The sequence below is a fragment of the Halosolutus amylolyticus genome, assembly GCF_023566055.1.
GTDB lineage: Archaea > Halobacteriota > Halobacteria > Halobacteriales > Natrialbaceae > Halosolutus > Halosolutus amylolyticus.
Window position 1 is genome coordinate 829565 of the sequence record NZ_JALIQP010000001.1, and the last position, 21853, is coordinate 851417.

The window sequence follows — 21853 nt, forward strand, 5'->3', positions numbered from 1 at the left end:
TTATCACAATATTACACAGGCTACTATCGAATGAGCGTCCAACGAGAAGTGGAAACCGGCGGTAAATCGGCCCGGCGCATCGCCGGGGTCGTAACGGGTGTATTCAGCGCCCTCGTGTTGCTCGCGGCCGCTTCGTACTCCGTCATCGTCTCCGTCGTGAACTGGGTGACGGTCGGTTTCCTCGCCTACCCCGTTAGCGGCGTCGCACCGTTCGTGGTCATCAGTGGCGCAATACTGACCATGCCGATCGTCATCCCGACCGTGCTGGTCACGGTGAAGATCCTGGACGATAGTAGCCACTGAAACGAGTTACACACTGATCGCAAAGCCGTCCTGCGATCAGGTGTGCATTGACTTTCAGTGGCTACGATAGCTCGTCCGGGCTTCCCCGGACGACCCGATCGAGGCGCGGTGATGCCCCTCTTCGTTCGTCGACGGCTCGGTCGATCCGACTCGACCCGCCACGACGGCCGGGTACGGAAGTCGCCGACTTATTGAGGGGCTACTGCGTAACGAGTGGTATGTCCCGCGGCATCGGCGAGTTCGGCCCGATCCAGGAGTTCGTCCCCGAGTGGGCGGCGGTCGTCGTCGCGCTCGTGACGCAACTGGGCGACGTCTGGTTTCTCTCCCTCATCGTCGGCGCTCTCTACTGGGTTTCCGCGCGGGAGGACCGCGAGCGGGCCGCCGTGTTCGTCGGCCTCCCGCTGATCGGCCTCTCGGTCGTCACCGGGCTGAAATACGTGTTCGCACTCCCGCGACCGGACCGTCCGCTGGCGCAACTCGAGACGGTACCGGTGCTGGCCCAGCCGCTCTACGAGGCCACCGCCTACGCCAGCGGCTACGGGTTCCCGAGCGGCCACGCGATGATGACGACGGTGGTCTACGGCTACCTGGCACTGGCGCTGTCGGTCGGGACGGCCCGCCAGCGCGTCGCCGGTGCGGCGGCCCTGGTCGCGGCGGTCTGTCTCTCGCGGGTCGCCCTCGGCGTCCACTACCTCGTCGACGTGCTCGCCGGCGTCCTGGTCGGTCTCGCGGTCCTCCTCGTGACGACCCGGCTCCTGGCCCGGTACCGGACCGAAGCGGGCACCGTCGTGTTCGCGCTGGCGATCGGCGCGAGCGCGTTCGCCGTCGTCTCCAGTGGCGGCGATCCGGACGCCGTCTTGCTCCTCGGGGCCTCGCTCGGCGCGTTTGGTGCGTGGCAACTGCTCCGCCTCGCGTCGGCGCTGTCCGCGGCCGATCGGCCGGCCGACGATCGGCGGTCGCTGGTCGCCAGGGGGGTGCTCGCGGTCGCCGCGTTCGTTCCCCTGCTCGCCGCACCCGTGTTCGTTCTCCCGCCGTCGGTGCCCGCGCTGGGCGGTGCGATCGGCCTCGCGGTCGCCGTTGGCGTTGCGGTTCCCGTCGCGAGACACTCCGATCCCGTAACGGAGGGGTTGCGAACCCTTCCCGGCGCGTGCTGGCGGCGCGTCGCCGTCGCGTTCCGGCGGTAGGCGGCGCGGTCCGTCGAGCGCGCTGTGCGGTATTTCTGTTCTCCGACCCGATTCTCGTTCGGCGCGCTTATCCCTCGATCGGTCGAACGCGCGAGCATGTCCCACCGAATCCGGATCGCGTCCCCCGACGACGCGGCCGCCGTCCGGGAGATCTACGCCCCGTTCTGCGAGTCGTCGTCGGTCACCTTCGAGGAGGACGCGCCGACCGCGGCCGAGATGGCCGATCGGATCGAATCCACGCTCGAGACCCATCCGTGGCTGGTCTGCGAACGCGACGGCGCGGTCGTCGGCTACGCCTACGCGGGCCCGTTGCGCAAGCGCCGCGCCTACGGGTGGCTCGTCGAACTCTCCGTGTACGTCTCGACGGACGCGCGCCGATCGGGCGTCGGCCGGGCGCTCTACGAGTCGCTGTTCGCGATCCTCGAGCGGCAGGGGTTCCTGGACGCCTACGCCGTGACGACGCTCCCCAATCCCGCGACGGTGCGGTTCCACGAACGGCTCGGTTTCGAGCGCGTCGTCGACTTCCCCGCGATGGGATACACGCAGGACGCGTGGCACGACGTGGCGTGGTGGCGGCGATCGATCGCCGAGAAGCCGGCCGATCCCGATCGGCCGACGGCGTTTGCGGCGCTTCGCGACGATTCCGCCGACTCCCTCGCCTCGCTGGTAGCGGCCGGCGAAGACGAACTCGAGTTCGAGCGCGTACCCTAGACGCCGAGTTCGGCCGCCAGTTCGTCGATCGTCTCGATCGTCAGGTCCGGGTCGGAGCCGAACGGCTCCCAGGGAGTCCCTTTCCGATCGAGGCGGACGCCCTGCATCCCGGCGTGGATCGCCCCCTGGACGTCGAACCAGAGCGCGGCGACGTGGGCGATCTGCTGGATCGGCGTACCGGTCCGGCCCGCGGCGTGGCGGTAGAGGTCGGCGTCGGGTTTGAACGTCGCGCGTTCGTGGGCGCTGATCGTGTCCTCGACGAGATCGCCGATCTCGGCGCTCTCGACCATCGATGCGAGCATCTCGGGGTTCCCGTTCGAGAGGACGTAACAGTCGTAGCCGCCGTCCCGCAGTCGTTCGATGCCGTCGCGGACGTCGTCGAAGACCTCGAGGTCGTGGTAGGTCGCGAGGATCGCCTCGCGTTCGTCTTCGGTGGCCTCGACTCCGTGCACCGCGAGCGCGTACGCGAGCGCGTCGCGGTTGACGTCGTAGAACCGTTTGTAGTTCCCGAGGTGGTTGCCGACGAGAGTGTACTGCATCGATCGCTCGCGCCACGTTTTCGAGATCGGTTCCGGATCGCCGACGTCGGGGTGGTCCCCGAGCGCGGATTCGACCGCGTCGACGTCGACGAGGGTGCTGTAGGAGTCGAACGTGATCGTCGTGACGAGGTCCGGATCGAACGCCATAGGGGGTGTACGACGGTGGAGATGAAGAACGTGAGTCCGCCGGTGGATCGAAATTTGCAGGTTGCCGGCTCTCGGTCGACTCCCCAACCGAAGCCGCTTTGTGCGATTACCGACTGATATCAGCCATGAATCCATCGAACTGGCGGACCTACCTCGTCACCCAGGAGTCGCTCTCGGCGGGCCGATCGACCCGCGATATCGTCCGGGCGTCGATCGACGGCGGCGTCGACGTCGTCCAGTTACGCGAGAAGGAGACGCCGACGAAGTGGCGGTACGAACTCGGGCTCGAACTGCGCGAACTGACCGCCGAGGCGGACGTCGACCTGATCGTCAACGATCGGGTCGACATCGCGCGGGCGATCGACGCCGACGGCGTCCACGTCGGCCAGTCCGACCTCCCGGTCGACGTCGCGCGGGATCTGCTGGGGTCGAACGCGATCGTCGGCTGTTCGGCCTCGACGGTCGACGAAGCCAGACGGGCGGAAACCGACGGTGCGGACTACCTCGGCGTCGGAACGATCTACGGGACGACCTCGAAGGACGTCGACGCGGAGCAAGACGGCGTCGGTCCCGAGCGGATCGCCGAGATCACCGACGCGGTCTCGATCCCCGTCGTCGGGATCGGCGGTATCACGGCCGAGAACGCCGCCCCGGTCGTCGAGGCGGGTGCTGCCGGCGTGTCGGTCATCTCCGAGATTACGGGGGCCGACGATCCGCAGGCCGCGACGGCGGCCCTCGCCAGGGCCGTCGAAAAGGGGAAGCGTTCGGCGAGCGGAGGGGAGCGCGTATGACCGACTCGAACGAGGCGGCCCTCACCGGCACGGCCCTCGCGGATTCGATCGAACGCCTCGCGGAGACGGAACCGCTGGTCCAGCACCTGACCAACGAGGTGACGATGAACGACGTCGCGAACCTCACGCTCCACTGGGACGCGCTCCCTGTGATGGCCGACTCGACCGGCGACGCCGGGGAGATGGCCGAACTCGCGAGCGCGGTCCTGTGCAACGTCGGGCAGGTCCCCGACTGGAAAGTCGAGGCCATGCACGAGGCCGCCGGGACGGCGACCGATCGGGGAATCCCGGTCGTCCTCGACCCCGTCGGCGTCGGCGCGACGCCGACCCGCCAGGCCGTCGCCGAGGCGCTCCTCTCCGAGATCGAGTTCGCCGTGATCAAGGGCAACTACGGCGAGATCAGCGCGCTCGCGGGCGTCGAGGCCGACGTCAAGGGCGTCGAGTCGATCGGCGACTACGAGGAGATCGAGGAGACGGCCCGATCGCTCGCCGCCTCGACCGGCGCGGTCGTCGTCGCGAGCGGCGTCGAGGACGTCGTCGCTGACGCCGATCGAGCGGTACGGCTCTCGGCGGGCCACGAGCGACTGAGCGAGGTCGTCGGCACCGGCTGCATGCTCGGCGCGACGATCGCGGCGTTTACCGGGGCGATCGAAGACCCGTACGCAGCCGCGGTCCACGGCACGCTCGCGTTCGGCATCGCCGGGGAGCGTGCGGCAGATCAGCCACACGCCGGCCCGGCGAGCTACCGGACCGCCTTCCACGATACAGTGGCCGGGCTATCACCTGAAGCGGTGGCCGACGTCGACGTCGAGGACAGGGTGGAACGGCTCTCCTGATACGGTTTCTGTACGCCATTTCCGGCGCAACCGCGATCCGGGCGCCGGTTGCGCCGGTACATCGGTACAGCAATCCGTATGAGTCGAGTCCGCGTCGAGGTCCGTCGCCGGACCGCAACTTCTGCAACCGTTTTGTCGATCACCGACGAAGTTACACGTATGACTCGCGAACACCTGACAGATGCGGCCGAATCGCTCCGAACCGCAGCCGAAGCGGCCTCGGACAACGCGGCCGATCGACTCGAATCGCAGGCGGATCAGTTCGAGACGCTGGCGGACGCCGATCGCGGTCCGGACCACGGCAAACTCGCGCGCCACGAGCACGTGCTCACCGAAATCGCCGACGAGGAGGGTGGCAACGTCGCCGACCACGTCGACACCGCGCTCGACTCGGTGCGGGCCTACCGGGAGACAGTCGAGGGGGTCTGATCGCTCGCCAGCGCTGGAACAGGCTCGATCGCCGCGCGATCAGCAGACCGGCTTCGGGTTCGCACCCATCGCCTCCAGGTTCTCGACGTACTCGTCGTAGGCGGCCTCGATCGCGCCGCTCGCGGCCTCGAGCGCCCGCTCTTCGTCAGCGTCGCTCTCACAGACGGTCTCGAGGAGGTCCGCGGCGCGATCGAGTTGCTCGTCCAGGTCGTCGCCGAACTCGCGGAAGACCCCTGCCGTCTGGGGGTCGGCGTCGCCGACGAAGTAGCCGACGACCTGGTCCTTCGATCGCTGGCTCGCGAGGATCCGGCCGATCAGCGCGCCGACGCGATCGATCGTCGACTCGCGGCCTCGCAGGTATTCGTGGAGTTCGGGAACGGAAGCCGGCTCGTAGGAGTCGGTCCCGAGTTCGTCGAGGACGGTCTCGTAGTGGCCCTGTTCCTCCTCGGCCGTCCGCTCGAACGCCTCGTGGGCCGCGTCGTGGTCCTCGTCGTCGGCCCACCCGCTGAAGGTCTGCCAGGCGGCGTGTTCGGCGTCGGCGGTCGCCTCCAGTACGGGGCCGGTATCGATGTCCCCGCCGGTATCGGCGTAGAGGGACTTCGAGGAGCCGAGCCGCGAGAGCGCGGTCTGGTTTTCCTCGCGGACGGTCTCGACGAACGCATCGGAATCGGTCATGACGGGGTCTTCGACCGGATCCGAGTTAGGTCTGTCGCGATACCGGGCCGTCGCCGGCGCGAAACTGTCTGACCGGGGTACGACGGGTCGTCTTCGCCACTGGGACCGGTTCCGATCGGTCGGTACTTTACGATCGCCTCGAAAGCACCCGTCCATGAGACTACGCCGTCCGCGCCGGCCGCGCGAGTTTCGACCGGCCGACTCCGCCCAGCAGATCGTCGGCGGATTCCTGCTCGCCGGCCCGTTCGTCGTCACCGAGGAGGTCTGGGACCTCGCGGGGAACATGAGCGTCCTGCAGGCGCTGGCGACGATCGCCGTCGTCTCCGCGATCGGCTACGGTGCTCTGTACACGGCCGACACGACTCGCGATCCGGACGCCGAACAGGAGGTCGCCGGCGTGCCGATCCGGTTCATCTCCCTGCTGTGTGTCGCGTTCGGCTCGGTGCTCATCCTCGCGCTCCTGTTCGACGCTCCCGACACGTTCCTCGACGGGACCACGACGGCCGAGCGCGCGCTGACCACGTTCAAGGCCGTCAGCGTCGGCTCGGTGTTCAGCATCGTCGGCGCGGCGACGGCCGACAGCGTCTTCTCGAAGTGATCGGTCGGGAACGGCGTCGAGGCCGGATCCGGAACGGTGCTCTCGGGACTTTGTTGTCCCCGCCCTGCTCCGAAACACGCTCCGGCTCCGTCACCGATCGTGCAAGGCGAACCGGGCCCGTCACCGATCGTACAACATGAGCCATCCGAGAAACAGCACGATCGCGACGACGAGTATCAACACGAGCACCGCCTCCGAAACGACCTGTATCGATCCGGGGCCGATGTCGCCGACGCTGACGAACCCCGCGGCGAGCACGACGATCATGAACCCGAGCAGTTGGTTCGTGGCTTTGCGGCTGGATACCCACGACGTCCAGGACCCGTCTCCCATCGTCTAGGAGATCTGACTCGAGTGTGGTAACGGTTCCGATCAGAACGTCGAGGGTCGATCGCGATTCACGTTCCCCGTTCCGGTACGAGGCCGGCTTCGCCCTGCTCGCGGGTCACGTTCGTTCCCCGCTCGCTATCTCGAGGCCTCGTTCGCTTCGCTCACTCGGCCTCGCCCTGCTCCGCTTCGAGGCGGACTCCTTCGCTACGCTCAGTCGTCCGCCTCGCCTTTCTCGATCGGCGCGTTGACGAGATTGCCCCACTCGGTCCAGGAGCCGTCGTAGTTGACGGTGTCGTCGTAGCCGAGCAGTTCGTGGAGCGCGAACCAGGCGACCGAGGAGCGCTCGCCGATGCGGCAGTAGGCGACGGTCGTCTCGTCGCCGTCGATGCCTTCCTCGGCGTAGAGTTCTTCGAGTTCCTCGCGGGTCTTGAAGGTGCCGTCGTCGTTCGTCACGGCGGCCCACGAGATGTTCTTCGCGCCCGGGATGTGGCCGCCGCGCTGGGCGGTCTCCTGTAGTCCCGGCGGGGCGAGGATCTCGCCGGTGAACTCCTCGGGCGATCGGACGTCGACGAGCGGGACGCCGCGCTCGATCGCGTTCTCGACGTCCTCGCGGTAGGCGCGGATGCTCTCGCGCGGGCCGGCGGCGTCGTACTCGACCGCGGAGAAGTCGGGCTCCTCGTCGGTCGTCGGGTAGTCGTTCTCGAGCCAGTACTCGCGGCCGCCGTCGAGAAGGTAGACCTCGTCGTGGCCGTAGTACTTGAACTGCCAGTAGGTGTAGGCGGCGAACCAGTTGGAGTTGTCCCCGTAGAGAACCACGGTGGAGTCCTCGCTGATGCCGTGGCTCCCGAGCAGGTCTTCGAAGTCCTCCTTCGTGAGGACGTCGCGGGTGGTCTGGTCCTGCAGTTGCGTCTCCCAGTTGAACCCGATCGCGCCGGGGGCGTGTTCGTCCTCGTAGGCTTCCGTGTCCACGTCGACCTCGACCAGTCGGTGTGCGGGGTCGTCGCTCTCGAACTCGTCGAGGCGCTCCTCGACCCAGTCGGCCGTGACGAGTACGTCGTTGGCGTAGTCGTTCGTTGCCATACTGGCATCGTCGGGAGCCAGGCCTATAGTGGCACTCCAACCGGTCAATTCGGTCGACGGTCGACCGTTCCGGCACCCATTGCCGGTAGTTCGCCCGGCCGATCGAACCACCCTCTCATAGCGGCCTGCTTCGGCTCGATTTTAGATACTCCCGACGTACGTTGGGGTACCGTCGTCGATCGCCCCGCCGAGAAGCGGAAAGCGTTGCCACGACCTCGGTACGTCGGGGAGACGTGCCGGGACCGGAGCGTTCTCGGCGCTGGGTCGATACTGTCGATCCGATGGACGAATCCGTCGTCGTCGCCCCCGACTGGCTCGCCGATCGACTGGACGATCCGCAGGTGCGCGTCGTGGACGTGCGCGACGCCTGGGAGTTCGACGGCATCGGGCACGTTCCCGGGGCCGTGAACGTCCCCTTCGACAGCTATCGCGACGAGACCAGCGACGATCCCGGGACCTTGCCGGGCGCGGACGCCTTCGGCGACCTGCTCTCGGAAGCGGGGATCGAACCCGCGGACACGATCGTGGCCTACGACGACACCCACGGCGTCTTCGCGGCCCGGTTCGTCGTCACCGCACAGGTGTACGGCCACGACGACGTACGACTCCTCGACGGCGACTTCAGCGCGTGGAACCGCGAACACGAGACGACGAGCGAGACCCCGACGATCGAGTCGACCGACTACCGGGCCGAGCCGCTCGATTTCGCCGAGAGCCCGCTGGTCGATCGGGAGGCCGTCGAGGCGGCAATCGACCGGGACGCCGTGCTGGTCGATACGCGCGAGCGCGACGAGTTCGCCGAGGCCCACCTGCCCGGTGCGGTCCGGTTCGACTGGCGCGAGGTCGTCGACGACGACACTCGCGGCCTGAAACCCGGGTCCGAACTCGAGACCCTGCTGGCCGACCACGGGATCACCCCCGATCGCGAGGTCGTCCTCTACTGTAACACCGCCCGCCGGATCAGCCACACCTACGTGGTCCTGCGGGCACTGGGCTACGAGGACGTGGCCTTCTACGAGGGGAGTCTGACGGAGTGGCTGGCGGGCGACGGCGCGATCGAGACCGGACCGGCGTCCGTCGACTAGTCGAAACCCACGGCCGTCGCGTACGGACGCGTCTCACCGGACGAACTCGACGCCGGTGATCTCGAAGCGTGCGCCGCCGTCGCGGCTCTCCGTTGCGCGAATCGACCAGCCGTGGGCCTCGCAGATCTGATCGACGATACTGAGTCCGAATCCGTTCCCGTCCGGTGACGTCGTGTGGCCGGTTTCGAACACCGTCTCGCGCTCTTCCGGCGGGATTCCGGGACCGTCGTCTTCGACGTAGAACCCGTCGTCGACCGTTCCGACCGTAATCGTCACGCCGTCGTCGCCGTGTTCGACGGCGTTGCGGACGAGATTCTCCCCGAGTTGCTCCAGTCGACTCACGTTGGCCCTGATGGCGCGGTCCGTCTCGACCTCGAGGCGTGCGTCCTTCGTCCGGACGTTCTGCCAGCAGTCCTCGATCGTCTCGGCGATGGCGACCCGTTCGGTCTCGACGGCGGACTCTCCCTCACGCGAAAGCAACAGCAAGTTCTCGATCAACGACTCCATGCGGTCGTGTGCCTCCGCCACGTCGTCGAGGTGGTCGCTGTCGCACTCTTCGCGGGCGAATTCGAGTCGACCCATGGCGACGTTCAGTGGGTTTCGGAGGTCGTGAGAGACGATGCTGGCGAACTCTTCGAGCCGATCGTTCTGTCGCTGGAGGTCGGCCTCGCGTTCGATCCGTTCGATCGCGTTCGCAGTGTGACTGACGAGCAGTTCCGCGAACTCGACGTCCTGCGCGTCGAACGCGTGCGCCTCGTTACTCGCCGCCTGAAAGACGCCTCGCTCGCCGATCGGGACGCTGATTCCCGACCGATACGACTCCCTGGCGGGATCCGTCTTGTCGTCGTGGGTAATCTCGTCGACGAGGTGCGGGTCGCCGCTCTGGAACGTTTTGCCTGCGAGCCCCTGATCGATCCGCATTCGTCGGCTGCCGCCCGGTGGCGCGTCGATCGCGTAGGGGACGAGCCACTCTCCCTCCTGCAAGACGACGGTACACATGTCGAACTCGAGGACGTCGCCCGCGGCGGCGACCGCCCGCTCGCAGGCCCCCTCGACCGACGTTTCGGTCTGGATCGTCGTCGCGATCTCGTGGAGTGCCTCGAACACGCGCTGCCGTCGATTCCGTTCGGAGACGTCCCGACCGATCACGACGAGGCCGATCAGTTCGCCCTCGGGATCGGTCAGCCGTGCGCCGGCGAACTCGTAGGGGATGGCCCCTCCGTCGGCCGTGAGAAGCGCCGACTCGATGGTCCCTCGTCCGTCGGTCAGCGTCCGCTCGATCGCCGCCGAGATGCGATCTCGTTCCGCGTCGGGCACGAACTCGAACACGTCCATGTCGGCGATCGCGTCGTCGCTGTACCCGGTGACGTCGCTGAACCGATCGTTCCAGCGTCGGAGCGATCCATCCGGATCCACCACGTAAAACACGTCGTTGAGCACGTCGAGCGTCCGTTCGACGAACTCTCGCTCCTGTTCCAGTTCACGCTCTCGTTGCTCGTGATCGGAGACGTCCTGCTGGATCCCGACGAAGTTGGCGATTTCGTCCCCGTCGTAGAGCGGCGCGATAGTAACCCGGTTCAGGAAGGGCTGGCCGTTCTTCCGGTAGTTCCGCAGTTCGACGGTGACGGACTCGCCGGCGTCGACGGCCGCTCGCATCCGGTCGACCGGTGCCGATTCGGTTCCCTCGCCCTGCAGGAACCGGCAGTTCCGGCTGAGGATCTCCGTCTTCGGATAGCCAGTGAGCCGGGTGAAGCCGTCGTTCGCGTAGACGATCGGATTGTCCGAAAGCGCCGGGTCGGTGATGACGATGCCGACCGGTGCCTCGTCCATCGCCCGCTCTTTTAGCGCCGACTCCGGACGGGCCGACTCGGCGATGGTGCCGGACGTCTGCCCCCGATCGGAGACCGCATCGTCGTCGATACCGGAGAGCGGATCCGACATGTACGCCGTCTTCTGTATCGACGGCCATGAGGTTATTGGCCGTCGAAATCCGCCGATCGATCGTGAGTCGACCGGTCACTCGACGATCGGTCGTCGCTCACGTCACGCCAGTCCGGGGCCGTCGAGTAGGGCCGATCGGCGGCCTCGTCGAACGCTTTCAGCACCACCTCGTTCAGCGCCGGGTGGACGTGGACCGTCTCGGCGACGTCGTCGACGGTCCCGTCGCCGCGTTCCATCGCGACGACCACCTCGTGGAGCAGTGAGGCCGCGTCCGGACCGACGACGTGACAGCCCAGGATCTCGCCGTCCGGTCCCGCGAGGACCTTGACGAACCCGTCCCCGGCCTCGAGGATGAGCCCTTTCGGCGCGGCGTCGTACGTGACGCTCGTCGACTCGTACGCGCGTTCCGCGTCGGCGAGTTCGCCCTCCGTTCGCCCGACGCTCGCGACCTGCGGCGAGGTGAAGATCGCGTGGGGCATGGCCGCGTAGTCGACCGCCCGATCGGCGTCGTCGAGGATATTCGCCGCGACGACCTCCGACTCGTAGTCGGCCGCGTGCTTGAACGGCTGGGCGGCGAGTACGTCGCCCAGCGCCCAGACGTTCGCGGCGGTCGTCGCGAGCGTCTCGTCGACCTCGACGTGGCCCTCGTCGTCGGTTTCGACGCCCGCGGCGTCGAGATCGAGCGTGTCGGTGTTCGGCCGCCGTCCGGTCGCGAGCAGGAGGTCGTCGGCCGACAGTTCGACCTGCTCGTCCCCGTCGTCGGTCGGGGCCGCGATCGCGTCGACTCGATCGCCGTCGGCCTGGACCTCGGCCGCCTCGTAGCCGGTGTACAGATCGCAGTCGGTGCGAAGCGACTCGGTCACGACCTCGCTCACGTCATCGTCTTCGCCCGGTACGAGCCGATCGCTCCGACCGACGATCGAGACGTCGGTCCCTAACGCGGCGAAGAAGTAGCCGAGTTCGGCACCGATGTAGCCGCCGCCGACGATCACGAGGTCGTCCGGTCGCTCGTCGAGGAAGAGCGCGTCGTCGCTCGTCAGAAAGTCGACGTCATCGATACCGTCGATCGGTGGGACCGTCGGACGGCCGCCGACCGCGACGACGACGTGCTCGCCGCGGATCTCGTCGGGGTCGTCCTCGTCCGCCGTCCTGCCGGAATCCTCTTCTCTCGTCGTCTCGCCGGATTCGTCCTCGCCCCCGTTCGGATCGATCGCGAGGGTTCGATCGTCGACGAACCGGGCCTCGCCGCGGTAGAGCGTGACGTTCTCGGCCGTCTCGAGGGTCCGTTCCTGGCGATCGGCCTTGGCGTAGACCGTCTCGCGGATCGACGACGTGACCGCGCCGTAGTCGACGCCGTCGAGGGTGGCCTCGACGCCGAACCGATCGGCGCGGCGGATCGTGTCGACGACGTCGGCGCGGTGGAGCAACGCCTTCGAGGGGACACAGCCCCGGGTGATACAGGCCCCGCCGAGCGGGCCGCGTTCGATCACGGCCGCCTCGAGGCCCCGATCGGCCGCGGCGGTCGCGACCTGACTTCCGGACCCGCCGCCGATCACGACGATGTCGTATGCGTCCATACGGGCGTCGTCCACGGACGGTCGCGTAAAATTGCAGCCTGCGAGTCGATCGTCCCGACCGCGACGCTAGAGCCAGTCGTCGCCCGGATCGTCGTCCGTCGCCTCCCGGTAGGACTCGACCGCCGCTGCGAGGTTCGCGAGGGCCTCTCCGGGCGTCTGGCCCTGGCTCGAGACGCCGGTCACCTCGTCGTCGGCGATGTGGAGGCCGTGCTCGTTCTCGCGCATCGTCACGTCCGCGTCCGCGAGTTCTTCGTATTCGTTCGGGTCGGCGCTCGCGTCTCCCTCGGAAGTCATACGAGCGATTTGGTGGTCCGCGGGTGAAATACTCACCGACGCCGACCGGACGGTTCGACGACGGCCGACTCGCGGGCGGGACGACGACGCTCGGATTCGGTCGCCCCTGCGAACGCCGTTCGATCGATCCCGATCCCGACGAGCGAGTGCGGGCCGAGAAAAAGCCTTTAACGCCGCCGACTCGTAGAGCCCGCAAATGGTACTCGACGATCTCGGGAGTTCTCTGCGGGGTACGCTCGACAAACTCCGCGGGAAGTCCCGCATCAGCGAGGAAGACATCGAGGAGATCGTCAAGGAGATCCAGCGATCGCTGCTCTCCGCCGACGTCGACGTCTCGCTCGTGATGGAGCTGTCGGACAGCATCAAGGAACGCGCCTTGGAGGAGGAGCCGCCGGCCGGGACGCCGGCGCGGGACTTCGTCCTGCGCATCGTCTACGAGGAACTGGTCGACCTCATCGGGGAGTCGACCGACCTCCCGCTTGAGGAGCAGACGATCCTGCTGGCAGGCCTGCAGGGGTCCGGGAAGACGACCTCCGCCGCGAAGATGGCGTGGTGGTTCTCGACGAAGGGGCTCCGTCCCGCGGTCATCCAGACGGACACCTTCCGGCCCGGTGCCTACGACCAGGCCAAAGAGATGACCGAGCGCGCGGAGGTCGACTTCTACGGGAACCCCGACGCCGAGGACCCCGTCGCGATCGCCCGGAACGGACTCGAGGAGACCAGTGAGGCCGACGTCCACATCGTGGACACCGCGGGCCGCCACGCGCTGGAGGACGACCTGATCGACGAGATCGAACAGATCGAGGGGGTCGTCGAGCCCGACACGTCCCTGCTCGTGCTGGACGCCGCGATCGGCCAGGGCGCGAAAGAGCAGGCCCAGCAGTTCGACGAGTCGATCGGGATCGACGGCGTCGTCATCACCAAACTCGACGGGACGGCGAAGGGTGGTGGCGCGCTGACCGCCGTGGATCAGACGGATTCGTCGATCGCCTTCCTCGGAACCGGCGAGGAGGTCCAGGACGTCGAGCGGTTCGAGCCCGACGGCTTCATCTCGCGGCTGCTCGGCATGGGCGACCTCGGCCAGCTCGCGGAGCGCGTCGAGCGCGCCATGCAGGAGACCGAGATCGAGGAGGAGGACTGGGACCCCGAGGACATGTTGAAGGGACAGTTCACCCTGAACGACATGCAAAAGCAGATGGAGGCGATGAACAACATGGGGCCGCTCGATCAGGTGATGGACATGATCCCCGGCTTCGGCGGTGGGATCAAAGACCAGTTGCCCGACGACGCGATGGACGTCACCCAGGAGCGGATGCGAACCTTCAGCGTCATCATGGACTCGATGACGGAGGCCGAGAAGGAGTACCCCAAGGCGATCGGCGCGAGCCAGATCGAGCGCATCGCCCGCGGGTCCGGCACCAGCGAGGACGAGGTCCGGGAACTCCTCCAGCAGTACAAGATGATGGAACGCACGATCAAGCAGTTCCAGGGGATGGGCTCGGACAAGGAGATGCAGCGGATGATGAAACAGATGCAACAGCAGGGCGGCGGCGGTGGCGGTGGCATGGGCGGCATGGGGCCGTTCTGACCGTCCGCGATCGCTCGCAGCCTCTTCGAGTTCTCCCGTCGTCGCTGTTCGTTCCCGGTTCCGGCGATCGCCCGATCGGTTCGATCGACTGACAGTCGTTCTGCCACCACGTTCAAGCCGTTCTACCCGTACGGACAGACGTGAACAGACGACGCTATCTCGCTCGCGCCGGGTGTCTCGGTGTGATCGCCGTCACTGCGGGCTGTCTCGCCAGCGAGTCCGACGGGCCGGACCGCGCGGCGGACGATCGAACCGGCGATCGCGCGCTCGAGCGAGCGGTCGGCGAGTTGAACCGGGCGGCGCTCGCACTGGACGAGGGTCTCGACGGGGTCGAGGACTCCGAGGCGGTCGACTTCGACGCCGCCGAGCCACGCGACCTGATCGCGTCGGCGCGAGAGCACCTCGAGACCGCGGCGACGGCGCTTCCCGACGATAGCCAGCCGGACGTCGCGGAACTCCGGGCCTACGCCGACGTGCTCGATGGGATGCTCGACGTGGCCGTGACGATCACCGACGACACGCTCGCGGACGACATTGAGGCGGTCACCGCGGCGATCGAGGCGGACGGCCGAATCCAGGAGGCGACCCGGACCGTCGACGAGCGCAACGCGACCCTCGAGACGGCGGCCGACCGACTGGACGGGGCCGAGACGACCCTGGACGCGCTCGACGGCGATCGACTCGCCGACCTCTCGATCGTCGACCTCGCGAGGGTCGAGGAGGGACTCGACGCGCTCGCGGACGTGCTGGGGTCGATGGCGACGCTCGGCTCGGGATACGACGCGATGCTCGAGGGATACGCGTCGCTCGATCGGGGCCGGACGGCGGCCGAGGACAGGAGCCACGAGACGGCGATCGAGGAGTTCGAGGCGGCCGAATCGGCGTTCGAAACCGCGATGGCGGCGTTCGACGACGGCGCCGCCGCCGCGCCGTCGGGACTGGTCTCGTACTTCGAGACGGCACGGTGTCAGGGCGATACGCTGGAGACGGCCGCCGGACACTTCGAGGCGGCGTCGAACGCGGCGGCGTCCGGCGATACGCTGACCGCCCGGCGCCGCCGCGAGGACGGCGAGGCCGCGCTCGAGGACGCCGCGGCCTGTTCGTCGTGAGGTCAGGCCGTCGTCGCGCCGCGTTCGAGGACCGATTCCGGCGGGAGGTCGTCGACGAGCACGACGGCGTCGCCTTCGAGGACGGTCGTCCCGTCCCCGTCGCGGACGGTCGTCTCGATCCGGTACTTGCCGTCGCCGAGCGCGTCGACGACCTCGCAGACGGCCGTCACGCGATCGCCGATCGGGAGGGGTGCCAGGAAGCTGCTCTCCTGTGAGAGGTATATCGTCAGGCCGGGCAGCCGTGCGAGCGCCGCGCTGATCAGGCCGTTGGCGAGGACGCCGTGAACGATCCGTCTCCCGAAGCGGGTTTCGGCGGCGTAGGCCTCGTCGAGGTGGAGTCGGTTCGTGTCGCCGGTAACCTCGGCGAAGGCCTCGACGTCCTCGTCGGTGAGCGGCTTCGAGAACCGCGCGACGTCGCCGACCGCGACGGTCGTCTCGTCGTCGCCGCGGTATTCGAACTCCCAGTCGTCGCGCTCGTACTGGGTGTCGGTCCGCACCTGCCGCCGCGGTTTCTCGGCCCCGAGGCCGCCGGTACGGTGGGCCAGGTGGGGCACGTAGTAGGTGAGTTCGGTCGTCGTGAGGACGCCGACGAGGTCGCCGTCCTCGGCCCCGTCGACGACGGGGAGGTGTTCGATATCCTTGGTCCGCAGGTGCTCGACGGCGTCGACGATCGACGTGTCGGGGTCGATCGTCACGAGCGGGGTCGACATCACGTCGGCCAGTTCCACGGCCTCGAGGTGGTCACGTTCACAGAGGGACTCGAGGAAGTCGCCCTCGGTGACGATCCCGCGGGGCGTGCCGTCGCGCGTGACGACGACCGAACTCACTTCTTCGTCGCGCATCAGCGTCGCGGCCCGCGTCGCGGTCGCGTCCGGCGGCGCCGTGACGACGTCGGTGACCATGATCTCGGAGGCGGGGATCGTGTCGTGCATCTCGGGCAGGGTACACTGCCGGAGGCCATTATTCCCCGGGCTGCGCTGGTGGAACGAGTATGCGTCACGAGACCGGCCGGAAACCGACGCGAGGTGCCGTAGCGGGAGCCGTCAGCCGTCGATCGGCCGGCCGTCTTCCGTCGGCGGGGCGATGTGGTCGACGTACTCCTCGACGGTGGGTTCCTCGACGCGGACGCGGACGCTGATCTCGCCGAGTTCGTCGGGTTCGCCGACCGAGAAATTGACGCGGTCCTCGAAGGCCGCCTGTTTCTTCAGGGCGAAGGAGAACGTGTCTCCGTCGCGGTTCGCGAAGAACTCGCCGCGGGCGGTGTCGAGGATCTCCTGGCGGTGGAGCAGGTCCGAAAAGTGGTCCAGCGAGTGCGCTTCGCCCCTGACCTCGCCGAACTCCTCCTCGATCTCGGCGTTCGGGAAGATGTTCGCGACCGCGTCCACGACGCGACTCGTCACCTCTGTGTCGTAGACGGGGGCCGTGATCTCGACGTCGACCCGGTAGATCTCGCTCATCGGTGGCTCACCTCCCGATCGACCCCTTCGCGAACGATGGCCCGGATGCGATCGTGGAACGCCTCGAGCGTGTCCGTGTTCTCGACGACCACGTCGGCGCGGGCCATCGCGTCGTCCATCCCGAACCCGCGCTCGCGCTCGTCGCGGGCGGCGAGGGGTTCGCCGCCGTCGTCCTCGCTCGCGTCCCGGCCCCGGGCGTCGATCCGCTCGGCGCGGACCTCGAAGGGGGCCTCGATGCTGACCAGCGTGAAGTCGTCGCCGAACCGCTCCTCGAAGACGTCGACCTCGGTTCCGGAGCGGATGCCGTCGACCAGCACCGTCTCGTGATCCTCGAGTCGATCCTCGATCATCGGGAGCGAGCGCTCGGCGATCGCCGCCGGCCCGTTCTCGTCGCGCAGGGCCTGCGCGACCTTCCCGTGGTCTTTCGCCGGTTCGAGGCCCCGATCGGCCGTCTCCTGGCGGACGACGTCGCCCATCGTCACGACCGGGATACCCGCTTCGCGTGCGACGGTCGCGGCCTCTCCTTTCCCGCTTCCGGGGAGCCCCACCGTTCCGATGACGTGCATCGGGAGTGGATACAGGCGACGCCTGCATAAGGACTGTGTTCGCCGGTCGGGCGAGAGCCACCCCCGTTTCCCGTCCGCTAAGCTCGTTTCAGCTGGTGCAACTGCGGTAGGGCCCCTGTACCGACGCCGAGCCCGGTATCGTCGCTCCCGATCCGGACGAGTTCGCGACACCGATGCGATCGATCCGGCATCGCTCGCCATGCCGGAATCGGATCGGGAGGGTGGTGGATGGATCGCGCTCCCGGGGGGCGTTCGTTGCTCGAGTGGAAACAGTGGCCGCGTTCGCAACCGTCGAGCGTCGCGATCGGGCGATCGATAATTCGTCTGAATTCGAGACCAGTTTTCGAAACGGACTGTCCCCATTATTGGCTACTTCCCGGTCGCTTCGGGTGCACGCTATGACAGACAGACTCCTCGACAGGCGTCGGTTCACCAAGGTCGCCGGCGCTGGTGTAGTCGCTGCGATCGCCGGCTGTATGGACGACGAGGACGTGGACGATCCGACGGGCGACGATCCGGAGGATGAGGATCCCATCGGCGACGAAGACGACGCGGGCGGCGACGATGGGATGGGCGACGATGAGACGGACGACGAGGACGACGGATTCGGAGACGACAACGAAACCGACGACGGGAGCGACGGCGGACTCGGAGACGACAACGAAACCGACGACGGGAGCGACGGCGGACTCGGAGACGACAACGAAACCGACGACGGGAGCGACGGCGGACTCGGAGACGACAACGAAACCGACGACGGGAGCGACGACGACGGAATCGGCGACGACGAAAACGCGACGGGCGACGAGGACGACGCCGACGATTCCGGCGCGTAACGATCGCGGCTCGGACGCGTCGGTGTGCGCGCAGTGACGCCATCTCCGGCCGTGTCGTCCCCGATCGCTGACGGCAGTTCGACGCGCGCCGATCGCGAACTCGCCGTGTCGCGCCTACGGGTCGTATCGGCCCGAAATCCACACTGCTTATGCTGATCGATCGTTGATTCGTATCCGAGGGCACGTAGCTCAGTCCGGAAAGAGCGTCGGACTTCTAATCCGACGGTCGTGGGTTCAAATCCCATCGTGCCCGTACGAAAACTGTCGATTTCGTACTTCTACCCAGGAATCGGTACTTCGTTCAGCGATCGAATGCACCCCCTCTCGGGCTGCCGATTTCTGTTGTCGGAACCGTCGCGAAGCGGTCGACGTGACGGTCCAGCCGCGGCGGTCGATCGAAGTGTGTAGGACTCGCCGCAGGATCGACTCGTCCGGGCGTAATAAAGGGCGATCGCAGTGGTTGCGACCGGCGCGATTCACCTGAGCCGTCGGAAGTCCTCCGACCCACAGGAACAGGCCGCCGTTCCGATCGGTCGGATGGTCCCGTTCAGGAGTTCTTTCGCTGCGTACACGGACTCGCAGTGGACACACACGGCCACAGCACGACGATGATCGTGCATGACGATCACCCACCCGACGAATGGCCGGACGATACTTCAAATGTTGTGGCGACGACCCTGTTCGTCACCGGGGAGCGACGGTCGTCGATCGTGACACGTGGATCGGTCGAGCGGTCGGCGGATGCGACGATCGGCTCGTTACCCTCGTTATAAACACAAAAGATTCAACTATTCTTCTTCTCGATACTGTGTTGTGAAACGAAGGACCAAACTTCTCTTTGTCGGTGTCGGTATTCTGCTGCTCCTCGGCGTCTTGGGGGTGACGGTGATGAACGCGTCCGCGGAGTTCGTTACTCCAACGGCCGTCAACGACGGCGAGTACGAGGGTGAGTGGGTTAATCTAGAAGGCCAGGCGACCGACATCGAACAGACGGGCGAGGAGATCGCGTTCTCCGTCTCGGACAATAACACGTCAGTTGACGTTGTCTACGAGGGAACCATGCCCGAGACGATGGCCGAAAACCGGATCGTCGTTGCGAAAGGCGCCGTTGAGAATGGAACACTTCAGGCGACCGAACTCTCGGTCAGGGCCCACGACGACGAAGACGGAGGTCCACCGGAAGAACACACCTAAACCATGGCGTCGATTACCGCTGAGGGTGTCACGAAGCGACTCGGTTCGACGGTCGCCGTCCGCGATGTCAGTTTCACCGTCGGATCGGGCGAACACGTCGGACTGTTCGGTCCGAACGGCGCCGGCAAAACGACCCTGATGCAGATGCTGGCCACGCTTTCGTTCCCGAGCGACGGTACCATTCGGATCGGTGAACACGACATAACACCCGATGCAACGCGCGTCCGACGGGACCTCGGTGTCATGGGCCACCGATCGATGCTGTACGGCACCCTCACCGCTCGTGAAAACCTCCGTCTTCACGCGCGACTCCGAGGCGTCAGTACCGACCGCGTCGAGGAGGTCCTCGAGCAAGTCAATCTCCGGACGCAAGCGTCGACGCGCGTGGAAACGTTTTCCCACGGCATGACGAAGCGACTCGCCATCGCTCGCGCAGTGTTGCATGATCCAACAGTGCTGTTGCTCGACGAACCCTATGCCGGGCTGGACCAGCGCTCGGCTAGGGATCTTCAACAGATTCTCGACCAGTTCGACGACCGAACGGTCGTGCTCGCGACCCACGACCTGGTACGGGGCGCTACCGACTGTGACCGCGCTCTCGTGCTCGTCGACGGCACCATTTCGCGTGACGTTCGAATCGAGGACTCGACAACGGACGACCTCGAGACCATCTACCGGCGGACAACTGACCCGGCTACGCCACGATGATCGACGGCCTTCGCAAGTACAACCGCGTCGTGCTCGAGGTCGTCCGCAAGGACCTTCTCATCGAGTTGCGCTCGAAGCAGGTGCTCAACACGGCGGTCGTGTTCGCGTTGCTGGTCGTCGTCATTTTCGCGTTCAGTTTCGCCAGATCGTTCACGGACGTTGGCGTCGTCGGAAGCGGCGCGCTCTGGATCGCGTTCGTCTTCGCGGGGACCTTCGGCGTCAGCCAGAGTGCAACGGCAGAAACGGCCGACGCGGGACTCGACGGCCTTCTCCTGTTGCCCGTCGACCGATCGGCGATCTACGTCGGAAAAGTGCTGAGCAACACCGTCTTTACGACGGCCGTTGCGATCATTACGTTCGTCTGTACCGTCATCTTCCTCGAGTTTACAGTCCCGCTCGACGTCGTCCCGATACTGCTGTTGGTCTTCGTGCTGGCCGCATTCGGGTTCACGTCGACCGGCGTCCTCATTGCGACGATGACCGCCCGGGCTCGACTTCGCGAACTCCTGTTACCTCTCCTGCTCGTGCCGCTCATCGTCCCAGTGTTGCTCGCCGGTGTCGAACTCACGCGCGTACTTACAGAGGGCTACGTGACGTTGCGGTGGTTTCAGCTCTTGGTCGTGTACGATGGACTGTTGTTTCTCACCGGATTAGCGACGTTCGAATACGTGGTCGAACGGTAGCTACAGGCGTCGGTACGCGAGCAGCCCGACGACCACGATTCCGACGAAACCAGCGCTCAAGAGACCGACGGGGAGTTCAGCCCCCTGCGAATCGTCTCCACGTTCTTCGCTAGCGGTCACCCCGCGCTCGTCGATGCTCACGGCGATCCGTTCGTCCGCTTCGAGAACGTTGGTGTTCATCACCATCGGCATCGGCGCGTCCGCTTCGACGAGATTGTCCGAGAACTCGACCTGACTCAGGTCGTATTCGACAAACGAGATGGCGAACTGCTCGACGTCGTATCCGACTGGTTTCTCGAGTTCCTGATCCTCGAGTCGGTAGAAGACCGACACGTCGGCCGTCTCGCCGGCATCGATCGAGGCGTCGACCGTTGCCGTTCCGTTCTCGACGGTGACCTCAGTACGCTCCTCCTGGACCATTCCCGTGACGACTTCGGCATCTGACGGCACCGCAAACTCGACTGGACCGGCGAAGGGGTGAGCGGCACTGTTCTCGAGCGAGACGGTCTCGACGACGAACAGTCCCGACTCGTTCTGGGCGGGTCCGACCCGCAGTAGGTGGTTCACGGGCTGTCCACCGCCGAGGTGTAACACGTCCCGGTCGGCTGTCGGCTCCGGAAGCTCGTACGTGGTGTCGACGGATCCGTCTCCAGTCGAGAGCGTCCGCTCGTAGACAGCGCCGTTCGCCTCGATACGAATCGGATATGTTCGATCAGGCTGGAGTGGATCGAGGGTAAACGAGCCGTCGTCGACTGTAAGCTGATCGACCGGCGGACCGTACTCGCTCGTGACGTCGATGGTCGCGTTCGAGACCGGATCGCCGTCCTCGTCGACGAGCGTTCCGGTTGCCGTTTCGTTCAGGGTGATCGTCGGCTCCTGGCCGTCGGTAACGAGTTTGTAGTGAGCCGCGCCCGCGTGCTCGAGTTTGATGAAGTACACTGATACGTTGTCGGCCCGCTCGTAGCTGAACGAGCCGTTCTCGATGGTCGTCTCGGTCGGGTCATCGACTGCGTTGTACCCTGCATCGAGCGGCGTAATGGTTATGTTGTCCCCCTCTGCGGAGCCGTCTGCAACGGTCACGGTACCGGAATACGTCTCCTCGGCGACAGCGCCGGGTGCCAGCGCGATCGAGACGGGTGCGATAAGTGCAAGCGATGCGAGTACTGTGAGATATGTAAGTTTCCGTGACATG

General features: G+C 66.5%; 25 protein-coding genes and 1 tRNA gene. 15 read left to right on the forward strand and 11 right to left on the reverse strand.

The window, feature by feature from the left end:
* The first annotated feature begins 30 nt into the window (after window positions 1–30).
* From MUN73_RS03960 to MUN73_RS03970, 3 genes are all read left to right on the forward strand, one after another.
* Window positions 31–303 (forward strand): hypothetical protein, encoded by a 273-nt coding sequence (locus tag MUN73_RS03960; protein WP_250139146.1) that lies wholly within the window; start codon window positions 31–33, stop codon window positions 301–303.
* Between the two features lie 218 nt (window positions 304–521).
* On the forward strand, window positions 522–1487 hold the full coding sequence (locus MUN73_RS03965) for a phosphatase PAP2 family protein (RefSeq protein WP_250139147.1): 966 nt from the start codon (window positions 522–524) through the stop codon (window positions 1485–1487).
* Between the two features lie 96 nt (window positions 1488–1583).
* A complete protein-coding gene (locus MUN73_RS03970; protein WP_250139148.1) occupies window positions 1584–2198 on the forward strand; it encodes a GNAT family N-acetyltransferase in 615 nt (204 codons plus the stop codon).
* On the opposite strand, the gene MUN73_RS03975 is transcribed toward MUN73_RS03970, so the two are convergent.
* The gene (locus tag MUN73_RS03975; RefSeq protein WP_250139149.1) at window positions 2195–2884 is read right to left on the reverse strand and encodes a haloacid dehalogenase type II; all 690 of its coding nucleotides are present in this window, start codon (window positions 2882–2884) and stop codon (window positions 2195–2197) included. The two genes, MUN73_RS03970 and MUN73_RS03975, sit on opposite strands and share 4 nt — an antisense overlap.
* A 125-nt stretch (window positions 2885–3009) precedes the next feature.
* Between MUN73_RS03975 and thiE the strand changes: the two genes are divergently transcribed.
* The 3 genes from thiE to MUN73_RS03990 all read left to right on the forward strand — a co-directional run bounded on the left by thiE (window position 3010) and on the right by MUN73_RS03990 (window position 4940).
* Entirely contained in the window at window positions 3010–3675 is a 666-nt protein-coding gene (gene thiE / locus MUN73_RS03980; RefSeq protein WP_250139150.1) for a thiamine phosphate synthase, read from the forward strand.
* A complete protein-coding gene (thiM, locus tag MUN73_RS03985; protein WP_250139151.1) occupies window positions 3672–4511 on the forward strand; it encodes a hydroxyethylthiazole kinase in 840 nt (279 codons plus the stop codon). The genes thiE and thiM overlap by 4 nt, the downstream gene beginning before the upstream one ends.
* A gap of 159 nt (window positions 4512–4670) precedes the next feature.
* Window positions 4671–4940 carry a DUF7553 family protein gene (locus MUN73_RS03990; protein ID WP_250139152.1) on the forward strand — a complete coding sequence of 90 codons (270 nt, stop codon included), beginning with the start codon at window positions 4671–4673 and terminating at the stop codon, window positions 4938–4940.
* 39 nt (window positions 4941–4979) lie between these two features.
* On the opposite strand, the gene MUN73_RS03995 is transcribed toward MUN73_RS03990, so the two are convergent.
* Window positions 4980–5615 carry a rubrerythrin family protein gene (locus MUN73_RS03995; RefSeq protein ID WP_250139153.1) on the reverse strand — a complete coding sequence of 212 codons (636 nt, stop codon included), beginning with the start codon at window positions 5613–5615 and terminating at the stop codon, window positions 4980–4982.
* A 154-nt stretch (window positions 5616–5769) separates the two neighbouring features.
* Here MUN73_RS03995 and MUN73_RS04000 point away from each other — a divergent pair, with 154 nt between their 5' ends.
* On the forward strand, window positions 5770–6213 hold the full coding sequence (locus MUN73_RS04000) for a DUF2391 domain-containing protein (RefSeq protein ID WP_250139154.1): 444 nt from the start codon (window positions 5770–5772) through the stop codon (window positions 6211–6213).
* A gap of 120 nt (window positions 6214–6333) precedes the next feature.
* On the opposite strand, the gene MUN73_RS04005 is transcribed toward MUN73_RS04000, so the two are convergent.
* Both MUN73_RS04005 and MUN73_RS04010 read right to left on the reverse strand, forming a co-directional pair.
* Complete coding sequence (locus tag MUN73_RS04005; protein WP_250139155.1) at window positions 6334–6546, reverse strand: hypothetical protein; 213 nt, start codon at window positions 6544–6546, stop codon at window positions 6334–6336.
* Window positions 6547–6753: 207 nt separating this feature from the next.
* Window positions 6754–7623 carry a sulfurtransferase gene (locus MUN73_RS04010; RefSeq protein ID WP_250139156.1) on the reverse strand — a complete coding sequence of 290 codons (870 nt, stop codon included), beginning with the start codon at window positions 7621–7623 and terminating at the stop codon, window positions 6754–6756.
* A gap of 281 nt (window positions 7624–7904) precedes the next feature.
* Here MUN73_RS04010 and MUN73_RS04015 point away from each other — a divergent pair, with 281 nt between their 5' ends.
* Window positions 7905–8708, forward strand: a complete 804-nt coding sequence (locus tag MUN73_RS04015) for a sulfurtransferase (RefSeq protein WP_250139157.1) — start codon at window positions 7905–7907, stop codon at window positions 8706–8708.
* A 33-nt stretch (window positions 8709–8741) separates the two neighbouring features.
* Here MUN73_RS04015 and MUN73_RS04020 read toward each other — a convergent pair whose 3' ends face one another.
* The 3 genes from MUN73_RS04020 to MUN73_RS04030 form a co-directional block, all read right to left on the reverse strand.
* Entirely contained in the window at window positions 8742–10649 is a 1908-nt protein-coding gene (locus MUN73_RS04020; protein ID WP_250139158.1) for a PAS domain-containing protein, read from the reverse strand.
* Window positions 10650–10681: 32 nt separating this feature from the next.
* A complete protein-coding gene (locus MUN73_RS04025) occupies window positions 10682–12226 on the reverse strand; it encodes a dihydrolipoyl dehydrogenase (protein WP_250139159.1) in 1545 nt (514 codons plus the stop codon).
* A gap of 66 nt (window positions 12227–12292) precedes the next feature.
* A complete protein-coding gene (locus tag MUN73_RS04030; RefSeq protein ID WP_250139160.1) occupies window positions 12293–12520 on the reverse strand; it encodes a type II toxin-antitoxin system HicB family antitoxin in 228 nt (75 codons plus the stop codon).
* 196 nt (window positions 12521–12716) lie between these two features.
* Between MUN73_RS04030 and MUN73_RS04035 the strand changes: the two genes are divergently transcribed.
* Both MUN73_RS04035 and MUN73_RS04040 read left to right on the forward strand, forming a co-directional pair.
* Entirely contained in the window at window positions 12717–14108 is a 1392-nt protein-coding gene (locus tag MUN73_RS04035) for a signal recognition particle protein Srp54 (RefSeq protein WP_250139161.1), read from the forward strand.
* A gap of 140 nt (window positions 14109–14248) precedes the next feature.
* The gene (locus MUN73_RS04040; RefSeq protein ID WP_250139162.1) at window positions 14249–15217 is read left to right on the forward strand and encodes a hypothetical protein; all 969 of its coding nucleotides are present in this window, start codon (window positions 14249–14251) and stop codon (window positions 15215–15217) included.
* 2 nt (window positions 15218–15219) lie between these two features.
* On the opposite strand, the gene MUN73_RS04045 is transcribed toward MUN73_RS04040, so the two are convergent.
* From MUN73_RS04045 to MUN73_RS04055, 3 genes are all read right to left on the reverse strand, one after another.
* Window positions 15220–16149 (reverse strand): CBS domain-containing protein, encoded by a 930-nt coding sequence (locus MUN73_RS04045; RefSeq protein ID WP_250139163.1) that lies wholly within the window; start codon window positions 16147–16149, stop codon window positions 15220–15222.
* Window positions 16150–16260: 111 nt separating this feature from the next.
* Window positions 16261–16674: an RNA-binding domain-containing protein gene (locus MUN73_RS04050; RefSeq protein ID WP_250139164.1), complete on the reverse strand. Its 414-nt coding sequence runs from the start codon at window positions 16672–16674 to the stop codon at window positions 16261–16263.
* Entirely contained in the window at window positions 16671–17240 is a 570-nt protein-coding gene (locus MUN73_RS04055) for an AAA family ATPase (RefSeq protein ID WP_250139165.1), read from the reverse strand. Before MUN73_RS04055 ends, MUN73_RS04050 begins: the two co-directional genes overlap by 4 nt.
* A gap of 398 nt (window positions 17241–17638) precedes the next feature.
* On the opposite strand from MUN73_RS04055, the gene MUN73_RS04060 reads away from it, so the two are divergent.
* The 5 genes from MUN73_RS04060 (at window position 17639) to MUN73_RS04080 (ending at window position 20661) form a co-directional block, all read left to right on the forward strand.
* On the forward strand, window positions 17639–18076 hold the full coding sequence (locus tag MUN73_RS04060; protein WP_250139166.1) for a hypothetical protein: 438 nt from the start codon (window positions 17639–17641) through the stop codon (window positions 18074–18076).
* Between the two features lie 178 nt (window positions 18077–18254).
* Window positions 18255–18329, forward strand: a tRNA-Arg gene (locus MUN73_RS04065).
* A gap of 560 nt (window positions 18330–18889) precedes the next feature.
* Complete coding sequence (locus tag MUN73_RS04070) at window positions 18890–19270, forward strand: cytochrome c maturation protein CcmE domain-containing protein (protein ID WP_250139167.1); 381 nt, start codon at window positions 18890–18892, stop codon at window positions 19268–19270.
* A 3-nt stretch (window positions 19271–19273) separates the two neighbouring features.
* Entirely contained in the window at window positions 19274–19978 is a 705-nt protein-coding gene (gene ccmA, locus MUN73_RS04075) for a heme ABC exporter ATP-binding protein CcmA (protein WP_250139168.1), read from the forward strand.
* Complete coding sequence (locus MUN73_RS04080) at window positions 19975–20661, forward strand: heme exporter protein CcmB (protein WP_250139169.1); 687 nt, start codon at window positions 19975–19977, stop codon at window positions 20659–20661. Before ccmA ends, MUN73_RS04080 begins: the two co-directional genes overlap by 4 nt.
* Here MUN73_RS04080 and MUN73_RS04085 read toward each other — a convergent pair whose 3' ends face one another.
* Window positions 20662–21852: a carboxypeptidase-like regulatory domain-containing protein gene (locus tag MUN73_RS04085; RefSeq protein ID WP_250139170.1), complete on the reverse strand. Its 1191-nt coding sequence runs from the start codon at window positions 21850–21852 to the stop codon at window positions 20662–20664.
* Window position 21853: the final 1 nt, after the last annotated feature.